This is a genomic window from Oceanospirillum beijerinckii DSM 7166, assembly GCF_000422425.1.
Lineage (GTDB): Bacteria > Pseudomonadota > Gammaproteobacteria > Pseudomonadales > Halomonadaceae > Oceanospirillum > Oceanospirillum beijerinckii.
This window is the reverse complement of record NZ_AULT01000012.1, coordinates 60,770-82,173: the sequence shown is the minus strand read 5'-3', so window position 1 is coordinate 82,173 and position 21,404 is coordinate 60,770. Positions and strand designations below refer to the sequence as shown.

Below are 21,404 nucleotides of genomic sequence, written 5' to 3'. Positions count from 1 at the left end.
GAAACAGAAAGTGCTGTGAGTGCAAATGTAACTGAATGAAATAAAGAAAATAATATTATTAACCTATAATTCGCCATTATGGCGTTTTTAATTCTGGAAATTACCGGGAATGAGATGAGAGCCTTTATCGAAGTACATTTAAAACTGGTGATGACGATCTGGATCATCCTTGCCAGCGTTCTGGGTCTGCTGTACCTGATGAACTACATGAAGTTCAACAACCTGATTTCCGGGGTTGTGTCATCTCAGTTACAGGTGATGTCTTCGTCACTGGAGCGCTCCATCATTAAGGCTGAACAACTGGGGCTGCCTTTAAAAGAGATGGATAACCTGCCAGAGCTGCTCCAACGCAGTAAATCCAGAGATCCTCAGGTGAAGAGCATTCTTGTCATCAATCAAAATGGCGATGTACTTTTCTCCACTGATCAGCGCTGGCTGGATTATAACGATAGCGAAGCGGTGCTCAGAAAAGCACTGAAAGGTAAAGAGACCTCCTGGACGCTGGAAAAAGAGATCACGCTCTATAGCGGGCAACAGCTGTTTGACAGCACCCAGCAACTGATCGGTAGCATTGTCATCGCCTATAACAAAGCGTCTTATGGCAGCACGGTTGCTCAGGTAAAGCTACACCTGCTTGAGATGACTCTGATGATTTTTGCGGTCTTTGCACTGCTGATTTTCATCGCGGTTCGCTTTGGTTTTGGTGAAGTAAACAGCGTATTTAAGCTGATCAATCAGCAACTCTCAGCCAAAGGCAACAAGGAGATGCCTGCCTCGCTCAAACCGGGCTCTATGGCTTATGAGTTTGCCCATCAGATCTCCCGCAGTAATGAAATGAAACATCAGGTGGAATCCGAACTGGATAAGATCTCTGCCACTCCTAACTCGTCAGAAGGTAAGCGCGTATCATGACTGATCATGCCGATGGACTCACTGGATTTATTAACCGGCGTCTGCTGGTTCTGACGCTGGTCAGCACAATTCTCGCATCTGTCATCAGTGCCATCTATACCCTGACTGAGTTTAATATCGCCCTGAAACCGCTACTGATACAAAAAGCCAGCGCGGTTGCCGAGGTTGTGCGGGAGGATACAACGCTGGCAGTGGATGTTGGCGTGCCTTTTCACAAGATCAAAGGCATGGATACTTATCTGTCAGATACAGTCGCGAAATATCCAGAACTGACTTACCTGGCCATCACCACTGCACAGGGTGATATTGTCTATCAAGGTGGGACGATATCTGACGCATCCTTCCAGAGTACTATGTCAGGACAACAAGACCTGGCATCACAGGATATGTTGCAGGCTAACTTCCTTACCCGGCTGCTACAGGGCAGTATGGAATTGGTCCAACTACTGCCTCTGGGAGACAAAAGTGGTGTAGCCGCAGAAAATATCTGGCTACCTCTTGAGCACAATGGCCAACGTTACGGTGCAGTTCATGTTGGCCTGGATACTGGTTTTATCCGCACCCAGCTCACTGATGTTTTTTTCGATATCGCGATCGTGCTGGTTGCCGTGCTCCTAGTCTCGTTTGAAGTGGTTATGGTGGTGGTGATGTTCTACGTCTCCGGGCCGGTACAAAAATCAGAAGCCCTGCTAAAACGTCAGGCCTCAGGCGACTTTTCGGTTAATCAGAACCTGCACGGCTCCGGCTCCATCGGCCGTTATATTCGTAGCCTGAATCAAGACTCCCAGCAACTCCAGCAACGTTTTCGCAATACCCTGGACCAGATTAGCGAAGGTCAGGGTCGTGTAATCTCTTCACCGGAGGAGATCACACCTACCGATAAAACATCTTCAAGCCCGGTCAGAACCAGGCTGCGTAAGCTTGCTGAACGTTTCAGCCTGATGAATGTGCTGAAAGAGCAGCATGGCAGTATTATGGATGCCCGGATTCCATTATTTGTCTTTGCCTTCGCTGAGGAACTGCAGAAGTCCTTTATGCCGCTTTTTGTGGCGGAGTTTTATGAACCAAATCCTTGGTTCAGCAAAGATATCGTTATGGGACTGCCCATTTCGGTGTTTATGTTTGTGATCGCCGCTGCGACACCTTTCGCTGGTAGTTGGGTGGATCGCTGGGGTAATAAACGTCTGTTCTTCTGGGGACTGATTCCGGCTTTGGCTGGCTATCTGGGCTGTGCTTTTGCATCGAATGTGTATGACATTATTTTCTGGCGTGGTGTCACCGCCCTGGGTTATGCCATTATCACCATCAGCTGTCAGGGCTATATCGCCGCCATTGTCTCCTCCGATAATCGCGCCAAAGGTATGGCGATCTTTGTTGGTGTGCTCATGACAGCCACCATGTGTGGTACGGCACTGGGTGGAATCATCGCGGATCGTATCGGTTATCAACCGGTCTTCCTGCTATCTGCTTTCCTTGCGGCGTTTGCCGGTGTATTGGCCTGGATGATGCTGTCTTCTGATATTGATAAAGACAGCAAAAAAAGTGACAAGAAAGCGGGTGCCAGCGGCGGTGCTATGGCGCTGTTCCGCAATACTCAGTTTGCTTTTATCGTGCTGTTCTGTGCAATCCCAGCCAAGATTATCCTGACCGGTTTTCTCTACTACATGGTGCCGCTGTACCTGGTGTCTCTGGATGCCAGTCAGTCTGAAATCGGCCGTATTATGATGGTCTACTCACTGGTGATTATCCCACTGAGCCCTCTGGCTTCCCGCTTTGCAGACTACAGCGGTCAGATGAAGCAGCTGGTGGTACTGGGTACGATTCTTTCCGGTATTATCCTGATCTCTCTTTATGGAGAAGATTCTGTCGCACGCATGCTTCTGGCCGTTGCCTTGATGGGTGTAGCACACTCTATTTTGAAAGCACCACTGATTGCCGCAGCGATGGAAGCCGCAGAAGCAACCCCTGAAGTTGGCCGCACTACAGCGTTGGGCCTGTTAAGAACCTCAGAGCGCATTGGTAGTGTTTTAGGTCCTGTCATGGTTGCCAGCCTGCTGGTGGTTTACAGCTTTGCCGAAGCGATGGCTATTGTCGGCACCGGCATCGTGATTACAGGTATTGTGATGGGAGTCTTTATGCATTTAAGCGCTAAAAAACAGGAGGCAACATCATAATGCGAGCCCTGATTAAAGCCAGTATTCAGCTGCTTTGCCTACTGCCAATTGTCTGGTTTTCCACCGCAGCGGCTCAGGAAAAAAGCTTTTCTGAGCAGAATCCTGCAAAAGTATTCATGGTGGTTTGGCGGGGCTGCGAAGAAGCCTGCCAGGGCTTCAAACAGTATCTGACTGAGCAAAACCTTCCTATCAAGGTGACTGTTCGTGATGCAGCCAAGGACAAAAACCGCATTTCTGCTTTTCTGCAGGAAGCCAAAAGCCTGAAACCGGATCTGGTGGTTACCTGGGGCACATCGGTCTCAAAAGAGATGATTGGCCCGCTCAATGGCAATAACCCTGAACGCTATTTGGGTAATATTCCAGCACTTTTTATGGTAGTTGCTGACCCGGTCGGTGCAGGTATCGTTGAATCCTATGAGCGTAGCGGACGTGAATATGTCACAGGGGTCAGAAACCGGGTACCGGAAGAGGTCCAGATCAGGGCGATTAAAGATTACCTGGATGCCAAAAAAATAGGGGTGATCTACAGCACCGCAGAGCTGAACTCTGTGCTGAATACCCAAAAGCTGGAGCAACTGGCCCCGGAGATGGATTTTGAACTGGTTAAAAAGACTTATCGCCTGGATGATAAAGGCAAGCCTCTTCCCGGCCAGGTTTCGCAGCTGATGCGCGAGCTGGCAGATGAGGGAGCAGAGGTTGTCTATGTGGGGTCCAGCTCCTATAACCGCCAAATCAGGGATGAGTTTACGAGCGCAGCTAATGATCATGGCCTGCCTGTAGCCAGTGCCTATGAGGTGATGGTGACTAAGTCCAATGCGCTGTTATCCATCGCGAACCATTACTACAATGTTGGCCGCCTGGCGGGAAGCCAAGCCAAAAAGGTATTGTTTAACCAGCAGGTACCAGGAAATCTGAGTATCCCGTCAATGAGCCGTTACTCTGTTTTTATCAATATGGCCGTTGCCCGACAGCTGGAGCTTTACCCTCCTATTCAGCTGCTCCGTTTCTCAGAACTGGTCAATAAGGAACGTTGAACACTGGCTCAACCTTGTGCATGGCAATCTACTTTGCCCCCATCCACAAGGTTGAGCTCTGCCGCTGCCAGCTTTCCCTACCTCTTACTCAGCACCCACGCTCATCACGTCCGCTCAAACAATAAATGCTCTGGTTTACCACCGTATCACCATTGATGAAACCAACAGTTAAAACCGATTAAACCTTCTGCCTGCTACAGGTTTAAAGGGCTTTCTGCGAAAGTTGCGCCATCTGACAGACTCGTTCTGGCAACTCTACTGACAGCAGCTGTCACCAGTGTTGCCAGAATATGTCCCTTACTCTTTTCTCAATCGCACATTGAAACCCTATTTTCCGGAGGCAGATTATGGCATGGCGTTCCTATTTGGCCGTGACACTTGCAGTGGTTAGCCTGAGTGGCTGTATCGCTGAAGCCGATTCCCAGGACAAAGCCCCAGCACAGGCACGTCCGTTACAACCTGTCGATGTCGCAACGGTACTGCACACTGAAGTGACTGAGTGGCATACCTTTACGACCCGTCTTGAATCCCCTGAACAGGTTGAATTACGTCCACGAATCAGTGGTGTGATTGATTCTGTGGAATTCACGGAAGGCAGTTACGTCAAAAAAGGCGACCTGCTGGTACGCATTGATCCGCGCCCTTTTCAGGCCGAAGTCGAGCGTCTGAAAGCAGAGCGTGTCCGGGCGACGGCTGCGCTACGTCAGGCGCAGACCGAAGCGAAGCGGGCTAAAAGCCTGCAATCCCGTAATGCGATGTCGGATGAACAGGCAGAAGCCCGTGGCTTCCTGGTCAGTCAGCGTCATGCCGAGCTGGCTTCTGTGTCTGCTGCATTACAGGCTGCTGAGCTGAATCTGGAGTTTACCGAGATTCGTGCGCCGATTTCAGGGCGTGTTTCTAATGCCTATATCACCACAGGTAATAACGTGCAGGCCGGTAGCAGTGTACTGACCACTCTGGTATCCACCGACCAACTGCATGCTTACTTTGATGTGGATGAGCGGACCTGGAATCGTCAGTTTCAGCAGGTAGACGCACAATCTGGTCTGATGGCCGCACTGCAACTGAGTGGTGATCAGGGTTTCCCTTATCAGGGTCAACTGGACTTTATCGATAACCGCGTGAACCCGGGGACAGGCACCCTGCGTGTGCGTGCGACCTTTGAGGCGACTCAACCGGCGCTGCGTCCGGGAGCTTTTGCCCGTGTACGCATGGCGGCTGATCATGCGCGTTTAAGTGTCGTGGTGCCGGATCGCGCTATAGGCACCGATCTGGAAAACCAGTTTGTGCTGACCGTTGATGCCAACAACACCCTGACCTATCGCAAAGTCTCTGCCGGTGTGCGTATCGGTGAGCTACGTGTGATTGAGCAAGGTTTGGCCAAGGGTGAGCGTATTGCGGTCAATGGCCCGGCCCGTGTTGGTCCGGGTATGCCGATTCAACCCCGTGAAGTGGAAATTGATCGTCGTGACCTGAGTCAGATGAAACTGATGCCAGAAGCCTCTGAACAGAAGTTGTCAGAGTCTGATCGAGCCAAAAATACTCAGATGCTGGCGAAGGCAGGTTAAGCCATGAAGTTCAGTCATTTCTTTATTCAGCGCCCTATTTTCGCGGCGGTGCTGTCACTGTTGATTCTGCTGGGCGGGGCGGTGTCTCTGTTCCAGCTCCCGGTCAGTGAATACCCGGAAGTAGTACCACCCACCGTGGTGGTGACCGCCAATTACCCTGGTGCCAACCCAAAAGTGATTGCTGAAACCGTGGCCTCGCCACTGGAGCAGGAGCTGAACGGGGTGGAAAACATGCTGTATATGTTTTCTCAGGCCACCACCGATGGCCGTATGACCCTGACAGCAACCTTTGCGCTGGGTACGGATCTTGATCGTGCTCAGGTCCAGGTGCAGAACCGGGTGAATTCGGCATTGCCGCGTTTGCCTCAGGAGGTACAGCGCTTAGGTGTGGTAGCCGAAAAAGCCTCACCTAACCTGACCATGGTGGTACACCTGTATTCTCCGACCGGTGAGCGTGAGATCAGTTATCTGTCCAACTACGCCGATCTGAATATCAAAGATCAGCTGGCGCGTTTGCCAGGTGTCGGTGATGTACAGCTGTTTGGTGGCGGTAAATACTCCATGCGCCTGTGGCTGCAACCGGATGAACTGGCGGCCCGTAATCTGACACCGGGTGATGTTGTGCAAGCGGTACGGGAACAGAACCGTCAGGTGGCAGCCGGTACCTTAGGTGCTCAACCTGTCACTAATGATAAACAGTTCCAGGTGCTGTTGAATGTGAAGGGACGACTGCAAAGCCCGGAAGAGTTTGAACAAGTTGTCGTACAGGTTGATCCATCAGGTGCCATTACCCGCCTGAAAGATGTGGCGCGAGTTGAGCTGGGTGAAGACTCCTACTCACTGCGCGCGCTGCTGAATGGTCAGACAGCCGTTGCGATTCCTATCTTTCAGCGTCCGGGGTCGAATGCCATTGAGCTGTCTAATCAGGTGCGTCAGACCATGGATCAGCTGGCAGAGCGTTTTCCGCAAGGTGTGGAATATAAGATCGCCTATGACCCGACGGTATTTGTTCGTGGTTCCATTGATGCGGTGATTGATACCCTGCTGGAAGCGATTCTGCTGGTGGTGATCGTCGTAATTTTGTTCCTACAGACCTGGCGTGCATCCATTATCCCGTTAATTGCAGTGCCGGTATCTCTGATTGGTACCTTTGCCGTGATGCAGTGGTTAGGCGTATCCATCAATACGCTATCGCTGTTTGGTCTGGTGCTGGCTATCGGGATTGTGGTGGATGACGCCATCGTGGTGGTGGAGAACGTTGAACGTAATATCGGCCTGGGCCTGAGCCCGGTGGAAGCCACTAAACAGGCGATGACAGAAGTGACTGGTCCGATTATCGCTATTGCCCTGGTGCTGTGTGCGGTATTTATCCCAACGGCCTTTATTCAGGGTTTGAGTGGTCAGTTCTATAAACAGTTTGCCTTGACCATTACCATTTCCACACTGATTTCGGCGTTTAACTCGTTAACCCTGTCACCCGCGCTGTCGGCGCTGTTGCTGAAAGGCCATGATGCTAAGCCGGATTGGCTGACCCGTCTGATGAATCTGCTGTTTGGTGCCTGGTTGTTTAAACCGTTTAACAAGGTGTTTGATCGCAGCGGTGACCTGTATGAAAAAGGCGTACGTCGTCTGATTCGCCTGGGCATCGTGGTGGGTGTCGTTTATATCGGTCTGGTCGGCGGTACGATTAAGCTGTTTGATGAAGTGCCCGGTGGTTTTATCCCACTACAGGATAAACAGTATCTGGTCGCCATTGCTCAATTGCCGGATGCCGCCAGTCTGGATCGTACCGAAGCAGTGGTGCGTGAGATGGAACAGATTGCACTTGAAGCGCCAGGTGTTAAACAAACCGTATCTTTCCCAGGTTTGTCGGTGAACGGTTTTACCAACAGCTCTAACAGCGGCATTGTGTTTGTCACCCTGGATGATTTCACGGAGCGTAAAGATCCGTCGCTATCAGCCGGTGCCATTGCGGGTCGTTTGAATGCTCAGTTTGCCGCCATTGATGAAGCCTTTGTGGCGGTCTTCCCACCACCACCGATTCTGGGTCTGGGTACTACCGGTGGCTTTAAGCTGCAGATTGAAGATAGAACCAATCAAGGTTTTGATGCCCTGTTTAATAACCTGCAAGCGGTAATGGCTGAAGCCCGTAAAGATCCGGTGTTAATGGGTATTTACTCCAGCTTCCGTATCCAGGTACCGCAGATGGATATCAATATCGACCGTGAGCAGGCGCTGTTGCAAGGTGTGCCACTATCGGAAGTGTTTGATGCCCTGCAGATCTATCTGGGTTCACTGTATGTGAATGACTTTAATCTGTTTGGTCGTACCTATCAGGTGAATGCTCAGGCTGAAGCAGATTACCGTTTGGACCCGGAACAGATTCTGCGTCTGAAAGTCCGTAATGCGGCAGGTGATATGGTGCCTTTAGGTGCAGTACTGACCGTAGAGCCGACCATCGGGCCTGATCGTGTGATGCACTATAACGGCTACCCAAGCGCTGAACTGAATGGTAGTCCGGCACCGGGTTACAGTTCCGATCAGGCACAGGCAGCGATTGAAAAGATCCTGAACAAGACACTACAGGATGGTATGGCCTTTGAGTGGACTGAAGTGACCTATCAGCAGATCCTGGCGGGTAATACCATGATCTATATCTTCCCGCTGGTGGTACTTCTGGTGTTTATGGTGCTGGCGGCTCAGTATGAGAGTCTGACCTTGCCACTGGCCATCGTGCTGATTATTCCGATGACCATTCTATCAGCCCTGGCCGGGGTCTGGCTGATGCAGGGAGATAACAATATCTTTACCCGGATTGCTCTGATCGTACTGGTGGCACTGGCTTGTAAAAACGCTATTCTGATGGTGGAGTTTGCCAGGGATCGTCGCTTCAGTGGTCAAAGCCGTCTGGATGCGATTCTGGAAGCCTGTCGTCTGCGTTTACGTCCGATTCTGATGACGTCGATTGCCTTTACGGCAGGTGTCGTGCCTCTGGTACTGGCGACCGGTGCCGGTGCAGAGATGCGTCAGGCGATGGGCATTGCGGTATTCTCCGGCATGCTGGGCGTGACCTTTTTTGGCCTGCTGTTTACGCCGGTCTTCTATATGGCAGTAACACGTTTTGAACGTGAGAAAAAAGCTCAAAACAAAGACCATACCGGGGAATTAGAGGATATAAAAGAAAAGACGGTGGCTGCAGGTTAAAGCTAAAACCAGACCTGTTTGAATCTATCATGCAAAAACAAATAAGCCAGTGAGTTAATCCACTGGCTTATTTTTTTGTCTGCGTTTCAGCGGTTGCTTTACAGGCTATGCTCCTGCCCACAGCAAGACGCTTAGATGATCAAAAAGGCAAGCATTAACTGGCCACGTGCTGATTGAATAGCGCAGTCTGGCGAGCGGACTCAGCCTGCTCACACGCCAGGATCATCGCTTGCTCATCGATGGAGTTTTCCAACATATAATCGATAAACAGACGGGTTTTTGCCGGCAGATAACTACGGGACGAATAATAGATCCAGATAGTCACCGGGTCTGGCGCATAGCCTGGTAACAGACGTTGCAGGCAACCCTCTTTTAAGCATTCCTTGGCATACCACGCCCCGACCGTCGCGATTCCCATATCCATCTCAACGGCTTTCATCGCAGCAGAGAAGTTATTGACCACCAGATTACCCCGCGGCTCAAAGTGATGCTCAATACCATCACGCATAAAGGACCAAGGCATAACACGTCCGGTATTAGAGGAGCGATAGCCGATACAGTTGTGTTGAGCTAAGTCTTCCGGGGTTTCCGGCCAACCGTGTTTATCCAGATAACCTCGCGTCGCCACCGTAATCGGCTGTACATTATAGTAACGACGGGCGATCAGACGGCTATCCTCATTAATTTTGGCGCCGATACCCACATCGGCACCTTCCTTAACCAGATCGCTCACTGCGTCATCAAAGTTCAGCTCGAACTCAATATCCGGGTATTTCTCCATAAAACCCGGTAGTAACGGCATCACCACCTGACGACCAAAACTATCAGGCAGATTAACCTTAAGCTTACCATGGGCTGATAACTGCTTATCCGTGCTTAGACGAATCTGATCTTCCAGTTCTTTTAACAAGGGCTCTGTACGGCGTAGCAGATCCTGACCATCTTCAGTCAGTGTTAAGGAGTGGGTGGTACGATGGAACAAGCGCAAACTGAGCGTTTTCTCTAATTGAGAGATCGACTTACTCACCGCAGCCGAGGATACACCCAACTGGCGGGCTGCGGCGGAGAAATTGCCATTGTTAACCACCGAGATAAACACGGGAAGCTGACTGGGAATCATGTGGGGCTCCAAAGTTCGTAGCGGATAAATAGGAATAGGTAGCAAAACAGATCGAAATTCACTACTCACCCAAAAATCCAGAGAGCAGGATAAGCACTCACACAAAAGTTTCTCTTTAGTAAATGGCGTCATGCTTCAGCCATTGGTCAAAAAATATCAAAACACTTTTGTGTAGGTGTGTACATTACTCTGATGTTTCGCTGCTTAGCCAATATGCCAATATGCCAATATAAAGTGTGGCAGAAAAATGACAAAGCTGCTGTTTATAGCAGCGACAAGGGAAAAATAATGATATAAACAATATGGTGACTTTATTTAATTTTTAAAGTTCCACTGTGCAGAAAAAGTTCCTTATGCAGCTTTAACTATTGGTTAACACTATAATAACGAATCAGGGTCTTCTGAAAAAAATATCTCGGCATAAAATAGCCCCATCTTGTCAAACATCATTAAGCCGAGAGATTCTCAAAATGAACAAATTTGTTAAAGCACTTGTTATTACTTCTACCGCGCTGTCTACTCAAGTTATGGCTGACAGCAACACTAATGCTGTATTTGCGGGCCTGGAACCTCAAGCCAATTCTCAGGAAGCAATCATGACTTCCCAGACTAAAACGGCTTCTTCTAACCTTTCTGTATTCTCAGCACTGGATCCATCCAGTCATAATTCTGAGTCACAACTAGCTGATTCAAAAGTAACTTTTAGCTCTGGCAATCTGTTTGCTGATCTATTGGAGCCTGCTGAAAATTCTAAGGAAGCGCTGCTGTAATCCTACCCTCAGGTTGAGTTCATCCTGGAAGGCTGAATATAGACTTCTGTTTATATCTACGACAAGAATAATAAAAGCATATCAATAGAACCATCTATTACATAGCGATGATGACGCGAGTATCTGAGGATATAGCCTCTCACGCTACTAAAATCTAAGCATAAGGTACGTATCTGTGTATTTGTAGCGTTGTGCTTAGCAGTTTAGGGGTATCGCTTTATCCAGGCAATAAACAATCTTTTAACACTCAAGTTATTTAGTGTTGACGGTACTCTATTGCCTGCTAATTAATCAAAAATTATTTCTGATTAATAATAGTTTTAATAAAGAACAGAAAAATTTCACGGAATACGAATTTTAATTAAACAAAACAGATCTTTTAATTAAAAGCTTTTTACAAAGTGCCTAAAAAGGTTTCCCTGAAAAACTACCGTATTCGCCATCCTTTGGGCTGGAGGGTAACGAGGTACTTTTTTAGGTGCGTTATGACCGTTCGATCAGAGTCCTTATAGCAGGAGGAAGTAAATGAAGAAGCTAGTTTTAGCGAGCGCAATTGTAGCAGCCAGCGTAGCCGGTGCCGCCAATGCGGCCACGATCTACGAAAAAGATGGCCTGACCTACAAGATGAAGGGTGACTGGCAGATTCAACTGCGTCAGGACGCAGGCGATGACCAAAACCTGGATGTTGAATTTGATGATCTGGAGATTAAGAACAGCATCACTTATGACCTGGGTAATGGCCTGACCGCATTTGGTCAGCTGGACTTTGGTTTCAAAGACGATGCAGAAGGCAAAAAAGACGGTAGCAAACTGGAAGAGGCATACGTGGGTTTAGCCTACGAAAACGTTGCCCTGTCTATCGGTGAACGTGACTTCGGTTCCGATGAGTTTGGTGTTGAAGCGGCCTACGAGAACACTCTGTCTGAAGATGGTTTCGACAGTCAGGGCACTCACGGTAACGATGTGGTACGTCTGGATGCAGCCTTTGGTGCGGTTAATCTGACTGCCTCTGTTGAACTGGAATCTGATGGCGAGTCCAGTGCCGACGGTGAAGTATTTGACCTGTTTGCCAGTACCGAGCTAAACAACCTGCAACTGGCGGCGGCTTATCAGACCATGAAGGTGACGCCAAATGCAGATTCCGTTGATACCTGGGGTGTAAGCGCCATGTATGACGCAGGTATGGTTGAAGTAGGTGCAGATTTCAGTGCCATCGAAGACACAGCCGATCAGGCTAATATCGTTGCCAAAGTCGCTGTGAACAAGTCCACAAAAGTAGCGATTGGTGCCACTAACATCGAACCGGAAGCAGGTGACGATGTCACAGAATGGTACGCCAACGTAACTTACAACTTCCCGGCACAGAAAAACGTGAGTGTATTTGCTGAAATCGCAGACACTGACGAAGACAACGTCGATGCAGGCTTCCTGACTGGTATGCGTGTTAAGTTCTAAGTTGTTGAGCGGTAACGACCCAGATAGCAGTACTGCTTTAGATATGGATAGCTACCTGGGTTGAGAGAAACAAACCATCGGTCTGATCCCCCAATTGGGCCGGTGGTTTACTCCAAAACCAAGAAGATCTGAAACTAAAAAATAGCAGTAGTGATAGGTAGGGATAAACAGCTCAACAAAAAGGTTTTGGGCCCCTTCGAAAAATCACACGGGCCAAGATGGGTACTGTCTCTATCCGAGACCATTTTGTTGAGTTTTTTACAGCACATTCCGGCCGATCACCGGAAACCGGGGTATACCCGGGCTCCTGCAAAAACTGATCGTAACGAATTTAGGCTACAGAGGAGGCGAGCAATCAGAGAAACCGAGTTCCGAATTTCTACTCAATCGTAAACCGATCTTTTTCGCGCTGCTTAAGAATCGGTTGTTTTACCGGGCCCTTTGCCCGGTTTTTTTATGCTTGAGTATTAGATACCTCGCCCTTAGGGTTAACACCTTATCGCCCCAACGCTATCTGCCAAGCCAAGCGTTATCTCAAGGGAAATTTATCGATTGCCATTAATTTTTGTTGGTGTGCTGCTAAAATAACGTTTTCTGATCAACTCTACTGCCATGGGAATCTTGTCCATGCTCTCCCGTCTGAATGACCGTCAACGTGAAGCTGTTGAGTATGTCGGTGGCCCCTTACTGGTGCTGGCCGGTGCTGGCAGTGGTAAAACCAGTGTAATCACTACCAAGATCGCTTATCTGATTAAGGTATGCGGCATTAAGGCCCATCGTATCGCTGCGGTTACCTTTACCAATAAGGCCGCACGGGAGATGAAAGAGCGTGTCACCAAGCTGGTGCAGGGCTCCGATTCCCGGGGTTTAACCGTCTCCACCTTCCATAATCTGGGTCTGACGATTATCCGCAAGGAACACAAAATCCTGGGTTATAAGGCCGGTTTTTCCCTGTTTGATGATCAGGATACCAAGTCGCTGATCAAGGACTTGATGCATAAAGATTTCCAGACTGACGCTGAAATTATCGGTCTGGTACAGAGTATGATTTCCAATTGGAAAAGCGATCTGATCGAACCGGAACAAGCCCTGGGCCTGGCCGAGAACGATAAAGAGAGCTTAGCAGCCGCTGTATATCGGGAGTATGACCGCCACCCGCAGGCTTACAATGCCGTGGACTTTGATGATCTGATCCGCCTGCCGGTACGCCTGCTTCGGGATTACCCTGAAGTTTTAGAGCGCTGGCAGAACAAAATTCACTATATGCTGGTGGATGAGTATCAGGATACCAACGTCAGCCAGTACCTACTGGTGAAACTGCTGATTGGCTTCCGCGGCGCGCTGACCGTAGTAGGGGATGATGATCAGTCGATCTATGCCTGGCGCGGGGCCCGTCCGGAAAACCTGGTCAAACTGGGTGAAGATTTCCCCAGCCTGCGTATTGTGAAACTGGAGCAGAACTACCGCTCCACCTCACTGATTCTGCGAGCGGCCAACACTTTAATCGCCAACAACCCTCACGTCTATGAGAAAACCCTGTGGAGTGAGATGGGGGCAGGAGATCAGATCTGGGTGATCAGCTGTCGTAACGAAGATGCGGAAGCGGAAAGGGTCGTAACGGAGATCCTGACTAACCGTATCAAGCAAAATGCCAGCTATAAAGACTTTGCCATTCTCTATCGCGGTAACCACCAGGCCCGGCTATTAGAAATCAAACTTCAGGCGTTTCAGGTACCCTATAAGATCAGTGGCGGCACCTCGTTTTTTGCCCGTCATGAGATCAAAGATATCATGGGTTACCTGAAACTGCTGGTAAACCCGGATGACGATAACGCCTTCCTGCGGGTGATTAATATGCCCCGGCGTGAGATTGGCCCCTCAACCCTGGAAAAGCTGGGCACCTACGCCAATCAACGCCATATCAGTATGTTTAAGGCCTGCTCCGAACTGGGCCTGGAACAAACCATGAGCGAAAAACAGGTCGAAAAGTTAGGGCGTTTTAACCACTGGCTGGAGAAAACCCGCCAGCGCTGTTATCAGGATGACTCCATCTCTGCGATTCGCGAGATGATCCACGATATCGACTACGAGGGTTGGCTGTATCAAAACTCCAGCTCGCCTCAGGTCGCGGAACGCCGCATGGCTAATGTCTGGACTCTGGTGGACTCCCTGCAGGATACCCTGAGCCGCATGCAGGAAGATGATGAGGGAGCAGGTATTGAAGATGCCATCGCCCGTCTGGTACTGCGCGATATGCTGGAACAGCAGGAGCAGGAAGATGATTCTGACCGGGTGCAGCTGATGACCATGCACTCGTCAAAAGGTCTGGAATACCCTCACGTCTATATTATCGGCATGGAAGAGGATCTGCTGCCCCATAGAAACAGCATCGATGATGGTAATATCGAAGAGGAACGCCGTTTAGCCTATGTGGGTATTACCCGTGCTAAACGCACCCTGGCATTGACCTTTGCTCAGCAGCGTAAACAGTTTGGCGAGATGATGAACTGTACGCCGAGCCGCTTTCTCGACGAGTTGCCACCGGATGATCTCGCCTGGGAAGGGAAAGAGCAGGAGCCGGAAAAAGCCAAGCGTGAACGGGGCAATGCCGCATTGGACAGCCTGAAAAAGAGCCTGGGGTTATAGGGATTCTGGAGCATAAGGATTAAACGCTATCGGCTAAGAGAGGGGGAGATTGATTACACCGATCCTGAGTCTCTGCGTAAATCCAAGGCATAAAAAAAACCGGCAGTCAGGTCTGCCGGTTTTTTTATTGTAGCAACAATAAGTGAAGCGAAGCTTACTTGCTGTTTTCTACAATGTAATCCACGATGGACTTCACTTCATCATCACTCAGAGAAGGATTACCACCTTTTGCTGGCATAGCGTTAAAACCATTAATAGCATGGTTGTACAACGTATCCATGCCTTGGGAAATACGAGGAGCCCAAGCACCTGCACCACCTTTCTTAGGTGCACCCGCGGCACCTGTGTTGTGACAAGCGCCACATACAGTTGCGTACAGGTCTTCAGGAGATTTACCACCGGCTGCCGCAGCTGGAGCTGCACCACCACAATCCTGTCCTTGCAGACAAACGTCACCTACTGGCTTCAGACGCTCAGCAATTGCATCTTTAGATACTGCCGCCTGTACTGATGTACTCAGAGCCGCACCCATCAGCACGCCCATTACACCTGCGATCATACCGCTGCGTTTCACTCTCACCACCTCTAATCACTGATCCCTAGAAAAACGAACCTCGTCTCTTCGGGTGTGTATTCTATAAACCATAAAAGCCGGAAGTATAGCGGCAATTAGTCTTAGCGGAAATAGCCAACAGGGATAGTAGGGCCTTGAGATACCTGATCAAGTCAAATAAATGCCGTTTTTTGACATTTAACTGCCTGATTTATCAGGCTATGAATAAAATCGGCTCACAGAGCAAATTCAACGAACAAAAAGCTTGGATTACACACGGTTATCGAAATTTGTACCGGTTTTCCGGTAGACATCCGCCTCATTACTCCATAAAATGCTGCACCACTGCCCGCTCGTAGCTCAGCTGGATAGAGTACCGCCCTCCGAAGGCGGTGGTCGCGCGTTCAAATCGCGCCGAGCGGGCCATTTCAGCCTGCTTTAATGGCATTTTAAGTCACATCATACCGGTGAATCATTCCCCAAAACCGGGATTGCTTTTTGCCAGCTGCCTGCCAAAAGTGATACGGCTATGCATAATATGAAACAACTTTATCCTGAACCTGCCTGACGTTATAGTTGCCTAATACCAACCTTAAGCCAGTCGAAAATAAGCATCATGTTTACTGAACGCAAAGCCGCACAGATTGCTGCCTTTTTCCTTCTCAAACGAGGCGGGAGAATGTCGCACCTAAAGCTTATGAAGCTGATGTATCTTGCTGACCGGGAAGCTATGCGGGATTATGGCTTTCCTATCTCTGACGATTGCGCCGTCTCCATGCCACACGGCCCTGTGCTGTCTCGTACACTGGAATGTATCGACGGTAACGTGGAACCGGTTGCAGGTGGTTGGGAGTCATGGATAACAGATAAGGCTAACCATGAAGTCGCTCTGTCACATCAGGTGACATCCATTGACGATCTGGATGAGATAAGCCCAGCAGAGATTTCCGTCATGGAAAAGGTCTGGCAAGAGTTCGGACACATGACCCGGTGGCAGATACGGGACTACACCCATGACCAGTGCCCTGAGTGGCAAGACCCTAATGGTAGCTCCAGACCTATATCAGATCAGGATATATTTCGGGCTGTAGGTTACGATGCAGCCACTGCCAAAAACCTAAGCGCCAGCCTGCAAGAACAGAGGAAACTAGATCAGCTATTCGGCAGTCTATGAGCCTGTTCTTTCCAATAAAGCGAGCTACGCTGCTGATTCCCTCTGGCCCAGCTCATGACCCTGACCGCAAACATCTATTCATCTTGCTAACGGATCCTGTTACTCAAGAACAGCTGGTGCTTATTGTCAGCATATCCAGCATCAAGCACGGCCAGCGATATGATGACAGCTGTGTGCTTAACCCCCATTAAGCGCCCCAGCTTCGTGGACTATCGTAGGGCAAGAATCATTGAGGTTCAGAAGTTGGTTACAGGTGTTAACCAAAAACTGTTCCAACCCTATGGTACTGTCTCTGAATCAGTATACGCCTACGTATGCCAGGGATTGCTAAAGTCACCATTCGTTTCACCCAAGATAAAGAAGTTCTTCACTGATGTGGCTACCAAGTAAAGTAAGAGCCATTCGCTACCATCGCTTGGCCTTTCTTTCTGCAGCATGATTGATCTGTGCTCTCTGATAACTGTCGTGGTCGGAGACGATAAGGGTGGATATGTCGAAAGATTCTGTGTAGGTGCTTAACACATAGGGGGTTTAATCGCTCGACTCCTCTTTAACCATCTCAAATTTAACAATTTCTGATTTTCTCTCGCTCAAGAAACGCTATAGTTCTATCTAGAGCATTTTTGAAAAAGTCATTTGTTGTCACCCCTGATACAGAAGATACTGAATTCGAAAGCTCTGTGTTCAATATTTTCATCTGGCCAAACTGCGCTTTGTGCTAGAAGCAGCTTAAAGAGGCAAAATAGCATTTTACTATGCAGACCATGACCACACAGGAATTTAGTGAGCAACTGTTTGCACTGGGCTATGCTCATCCGGCAAAAGAACAGCTGGTATGCGAGACCATGGCCTTTATTGCCAAACAATGGCAAGCCGGGGCGCTTTATATTGCCGATCATAAGGGCAAACTGCTGTTTCAACATAGCCAGTCAGGCTGTAGTGCCTCACCCGAGGTACCGGATCTGTCAGGTCTGCAGCAGATCCCCTTGAATAATGATTTTGTGCTTTATAGTGACCAACTGCCTCAGCCTGCATTTAGCCCAACCTGGGCTCAGTGTTTTGCCCAGCAGCTGCACAACTATCACCCCGTTGACCCCAGTCTAACCAGTCATAATGTGATGCAGTTGGTGATGGATCGCATCCCAACCCGAGTGTTTTGGAAAAATACACAACAGGAATATGTTGGTGCAAATCAGGCATTTCTGGCCGATGCCTGCATGCAAAACCCTAATCAGTTGAGGGGCCATCAGGTCAAACAGATGCCTTGGTCAGAGCATAATCGCCTGACGTTCTCTCAACAGGACCAATTGTTGCTATCCGGCCAACAGGAAAGCGTTGAGTTTGAGGAAGCCCTTGAGATTAACGGTAAAGTACAGTGGATACGGGGCCACAAGCAGATTATTCGCGATGATGCTGGCCAGGTCAGCGGTATTCTAGGCACTTATCACGATATTAGCGCCCGTAAAAAGGATGAGGAGAAGCTGCGCCTGCTGGCCACTGCTTTTGAATCCCATGAAGGCATTGTGATTGCGGATCACAACGGCATTATCCTTGAGATGAACGCCGCCTTCTGTGAGATTACAGGCTACAGCCCTGATGAGATTGCTGGCAAAACCTTCCAGGTGCTGCATTCTGGCCGGCAAAATCAACAGTTTTACCGGGAGCTGTGGCAGTCAATCAATCAGCTGGGACGCTGGGATGGTGAAATCTGGAATAAACGTAAGAATGGAGAAATTTATCCAGAGTGGCTCACAATCACGGCAGTAAAAAATGATTTTGGTGAAACCACTCATTATGTTGGTGCTTTTGTTGATCTCAGTGAGATCAAGGCTCAACAGGCTGAAATTCGTCGGGCAGCCGCTCAGGAACAACTCATTGGTCAACTCTTCCAACTGACCTTACAGGGCAGCTCTGTTCGCCACTATCTACACCGGGCATTGGAGCTTATTCTTGAGTCCTTGCCTTGGTTGATGTCTATCGCCTCGGTGCACCTGGCTCCTCAAAAGCCCGATGGACAATGGCGCGCTTTAGCCAAACTAAATATTGTCAGTGACAGTAACCTGGCTAATCACCCTGACCTGCACAGCGCATTGGAAAAACTGGCAGAAGAAAAAACCAGTCAAACACTCTTGAGCTGCCGCCACTGTAATCAGGTACCCGCTCATAGCCATATTCTTATCCCCCTGACTCTGGACAACGAACTCATTGGTGCAGCGGTGCTAAGCATGCGGGCCTTTGATAGTCATAATGAAGAAGATGAGAAACTGCTCTATCGACTGTGTAATGTGATCGCTCTGGGTATTAACCGGCGTCAGACTGAACATGCGTTGATTACCGCTAAAGAGGAAGCAGAGCGGGCCAATGTGGCAAAATCCCAATTTCTCTCCAGTATGAGTCATGAGCTAAGAACGCCCCTGAATGCGATTTTAGGGTTTGCTCAGTTACTCGAACTGGAAGAGTTGGATGAAACCCAGCTGGAAAACGTTAATGAAATCGTTAATGCCGGACGTCATCTGCTGGAACTGATTAATGAAGTGCTCGACCTGGCTAAAATTGAAGCAGGCCGGGTTGATCTTGCACTGGAGAGGGTATCACTTCAGGAAATACTGCATGAGTGCCTGACATTAACCCAGACCCAGGCCGATAGTCGTCAGATTACTATCCTCTACACTGAACAGAAAAACCAGAACTTAGCGGCTTTTGCTGATCGTATGCGCGTTAAACAGATTCTGCTGAATCTATTATCCAATGCGGTGAAATACAACCGAGATGGTGGTGATATTAAGCTGGATATCACACGCTCCGGTGAATCGATGATTCGCATTTCAGTTCAAGACTCTGGTTTAGGCATTGCAGAAGACAAGCTAGGGGATATTTTCCAACCTTTTCACCGCCTGGGTGCAGAAGCCTTAAACATTGAGGGCACAGGAATTGGCCTGGTCATCAGCCAAAAACTGGCACACAACATGGGTGGTGAACTGGGTTTTGTCAGTCAGGAAGGCCAGGGTAGTACCTTCTGGCTGGATATTCCTTATTACCAGGATCAACAGGAACAAGCTAATCTATATACTGTTCTTTATATTGAAGACAGCAACAACGACTTTAAACAGCTACAGCAGATTTTTCAGCTACGCCCAGAGATACAACTGCTGCATGCGGTATCTGCTGGGGAAGGGCTGACGATGATCAGCAAACAACAGCCAGATCTGGTATTGTTAGGGGTCAGTATTCCTGACATGGGGCGCTTTGACCTCCTGGCAGCAATAAAACAGCGAGAGCACTTAGTAGTAGACGATATTCCAGTGTTCGCAATTTTGGCCGATACATCGATAGAGGCCACAATACTGGGTGTCGAAGCAGGCTTCGCTGAATGTATCAGTAAACCGATAGAGGTCCAGCCATTCCTTGATCGCCTGGATAGCTGGCTACCCGATGCCAATCAGGCACAAACAGGACAGAATTAATGACGGCATCCGAGATAAGCATATATAACGCTAAGCTTCTGATAGTTGATGATGAACCAGTCAATGTAAAACTGCTGGAACGTACGTTGGCCAAAGCAGGATACGAGCGTATTCAGTCAACCATGGACCCCCGTCTGGTCTGCGATCTGTTTGAGTTACATCACTATGATCTGATTTTGCTGGATCTTAATATGCCTTATATGGATGGCTTTGCCGTCATGAAGGCATTAACAGAACGCTTTGGCAGTACACCTCAGGTGCTGGTTCTGACAGCTCAGAGTGCTCAGGAGTTTCGTACGCAAGCGCTGGAACTGGGCGCCCGAGACTATGTTACCAAACCGTTTGAACGTAACGAGCTGCTACATCGGGTCAGCAACCTGCTGGAAAGTAAGCTCTACCGCGAAGCATTAGAGCGATTAAATGAGTCTCTGGAGCATAAAGTTCAGGAGCGTACCGCAGAGCTGAATGAAACCCGTCTGCAAGTGGTACGCCGACTGGGTCGTGCCGCAGAATATCGGGATAATGAAACCGGCCTGCATATTGTGCGTATGAGCAAAATCTCCCGTCTTCTGGGCGAGGTGATGGGAATGAGTGAATCCGAGTGCGATCTGTTGCTGAACGCCAGCCCGATGCACGATATCGGCAAAATCGGTATTCCCGATCATATCCTACTTAAACCCGGTAAGTTTGAACCGGATGAATGGGAGATCATGCAGAGTCATGCTCAGATTGGAGCAGATATTCTGGAAGGTGCTGAATCCGAGCTGCTAAAAATGGCGCGGGACATTGCCCTGACTCACCATGAAAAGTGGGATGGCAGTGGTTATCCTAATGGCCTGAAAGGGGATGAAATTCCGCTGGTCGGCCGTATATGTGCCATCGCCGATGTATTTGATGCTCTAACCTCTGAACGACCTTACAAGAAAGCCTGGCCGGTAGAAGATGCACTGAACCTGCTTCAGGAAAACAAAGGCAAGCACTTTGATCCGGCATTAGTGGATGCTTTTATGGATAACCTGACAGAAATTCTGATGATCCGTGATACCCACAAAGAACCTGGGACATAACCCCTTCACCTGTGGATAACTTTGTGGTTAACCATGGGTAGCTCGTGGATAAAAATTGTGGATAACAACTGATAGCGCCATATTCTGACCACAGCCCTCTGGGAAAAGGTGCAAATACAGATGCTCTTTCCGGGGTAAAAGAGGTCCACTTTTTAGTCATGTTCAGATAAAGAAAAGAGTTGGAGAACTACCTCAAGATAGGTAGCAGATTCCCTTAACTCAGCCTATTAGCATAAGGCTTAATAGGCTTTTTAGCCTATTTT

Annotated in this window: 13 protein-coding genes and 1 tRNA gene; 12 read left to right on the top strand and 2 right to left on the bottom strand. The window is 49.0% G+C overall.

Translation table 11 applies throughout. The features are described from left to right. Positions 1 to 78: 78 nt before the first annotated feature. The 5 genes from H579_RS0105855 to H579_RS0105835 all read left to right on the top strand — a co-directional run bounded on the left by H579_RS0105855 (position 79) and on the right by H579_RS0105835 (position 8,892). A complete protein-coding gene (locus H579_RS0105855; RefSeq protein ID WP_245583221.1) occupies positions 79 to 912 on the top strand; it encodes a hypothetical protein in 834 nt (277 codons plus the stop codon). Beyond that, complete coding sequence (locus H579_RS0105850) at positions 909 to 3,086, top strand: MFS transporter (protein WP_028299904.1); 2,178 nt, start codon at positions 909 to 911, stop codon at positions 3,084 to 3,086. Before H579_RS0105855 ends, H579_RS0105850 begins: the two co-directional genes overlap by 4 nt. Further along, positions 3,086 to 4,120, top strand: coding sequence for an ABC transporter substrate-binding protein (locus H579_RS0105845; protein ID WP_028299903.1), 1,035 nt, complete (start codon positions 3,086 to 3,088; stop codon positions 4,118 to 4,120). The genes H579_RS0105850 and H579_RS0105845 overlap by 1 nt, the downstream gene beginning before the upstream one ends. A gap of 347 nt (positions 4,121 to 4,467) precedes the next feature. Continuing rightward, on the top strand, positions 4,468 to 5,688 hold the full coding sequence (locus tag H579_RS24435) for an efflux RND transporter periplasmic adaptor subunit (protein ID WP_051227354.1): 1,221 nt from the start codon (positions 4,468 to 4,470) through the stop codon (positions 5,686 to 5,688). Between the two features lie 3 nt (positions 5,689 to 5,691). Then, the gene (locus H579_RS0105835) at positions 5,692 to 8,892 is read left to right on the top strand and encodes an efflux RND transporter permease subunit (protein WP_028299902.1); all 3,201 of its coding nucleotides are present in this window, start codon (positions 5,692 to 5,694) and stop codon (positions 8,890 to 8,892) included. Positions 8,893 to 9,046: 154 nt separating this feature from the next. On the opposite strand, the gene H579_RS24430 is transcribed toward H579_RS0105835, so the two are convergent. Beyond that, the gene (locus H579_RS24430) at positions 9,047 to 10,012 is read right to left on the bottom strand and encodes a LysR family transcriptional regulator (RefSeq protein WP_084623965.1); all 966 of its coding nucleotides are present in this window, start codon (positions 10,010 to 10,012) and stop codon (positions 9,047 to 9,049) included. A 470-nt stretch (positions 10,013 to 10,482) separates the two neighbouring features. Here H579_RS24430 and H579_RS0105825 point away from each other — a divergent pair, with 470 nt between their 5' ends. The 3 genes from H579_RS0105825 (at position 10,483) to rep (ending at position 14,883) form a co-directional block, all read left to right on the top strand. Further along, positions 10,483 to 10,782, top strand: a complete 300-nt coding sequence (locus H579_RS0105825; protein WP_028299901.1) for a hypothetical protein — start codon at positions 10,483 to 10,485, stop codon at positions 10,780 to 10,782. Positions 10,783 to 11,307: 525 nt separating this feature from the next. Next, positions 11,308 to 12,237: a porin gene (locus H579_RS0105820; protein WP_028299900.1), complete on the top strand. Its 930-nt coding sequence runs from the start codon at positions 11,308 to 11,310 to the stop codon at positions 12,235 to 12,237. Positions 12,238 to 12,864: 627 nt separating this feature from the next. Next, complete coding sequence (gene rep, locus H579_RS0105815; protein ID WP_245583220.1) at positions 12,865 to 14,883, top strand: DNA helicase Rep; 2,019 nt, start codon at positions 12,865 to 12,867, stop codon at positions 14,881 to 14,883. Positions 14,884 to 15,037: 154 nt separating this feature from the next. Here rep and H579_RS0105810 read toward each other — a convergent pair whose 3' ends face one another. Continuing rightward, complete coding sequence (locus H579_RS0105810; RefSeq protein ID WP_245583219.1) at positions 15,038 to 15,457, bottom strand: c-type cytochrome; 420 nt, start codon at positions 15,455 to 15,457, stop codon at positions 15,038 to 15,040. A 328-nt stretch (positions 15,458 to 15,785) separates the two neighbouring features. Between H579_RS0105810 and H579_RS0105805 the strand changes: the two genes are divergently transcribed. From H579_RS0105805 to H579_RS0105785, 4 genes are all read left to right on the top strand, one after another. Continuing rightward, positions 15,786 to 15,862: transfer RNA gene (locus H579_RS0105805), tRNA-Arg, on the top strand. Positions 15,863 to 16,115: 253 nt separating this feature from the next. After that, complete coding sequence (locus tag H579_RS0105800) at positions 16,116 to 16,610, top strand: Panacea domain-containing protein (RefSeq protein WP_211224671.1); 495 nt, start codon at positions 16,116 to 16,118, stop codon at positions 16,608 to 16,610. A 755-nt stretch (positions 16,611 to 17,365) separates the two neighbouring features. Then, entirely contained in the window at positions 17,366 to 20,074 is a 2,709-nt protein-coding gene (locus H579_RS27660; protein ID WP_051227353.1) for a PAS domain S-box protein, read from the top strand. After that, positions 20,074 to 21,141 (top strand): HD domain-containing phosphohydrolase, encoded by a 1,068-nt coding sequence (locus H579_RS0105785; RefSeq protein ID WP_028299895.1) that lies wholly within the window; start codon positions 20,074 to 20,076, stop codon positions 21,139 to 21,141. The genes H579_RS27660 and H579_RS0105785 overlap by 1 nt, the downstream gene beginning before the upstream one ends. The last annotated feature ends 263 nt before the right edge of the window (positions 21,142 to 21,404 follow it).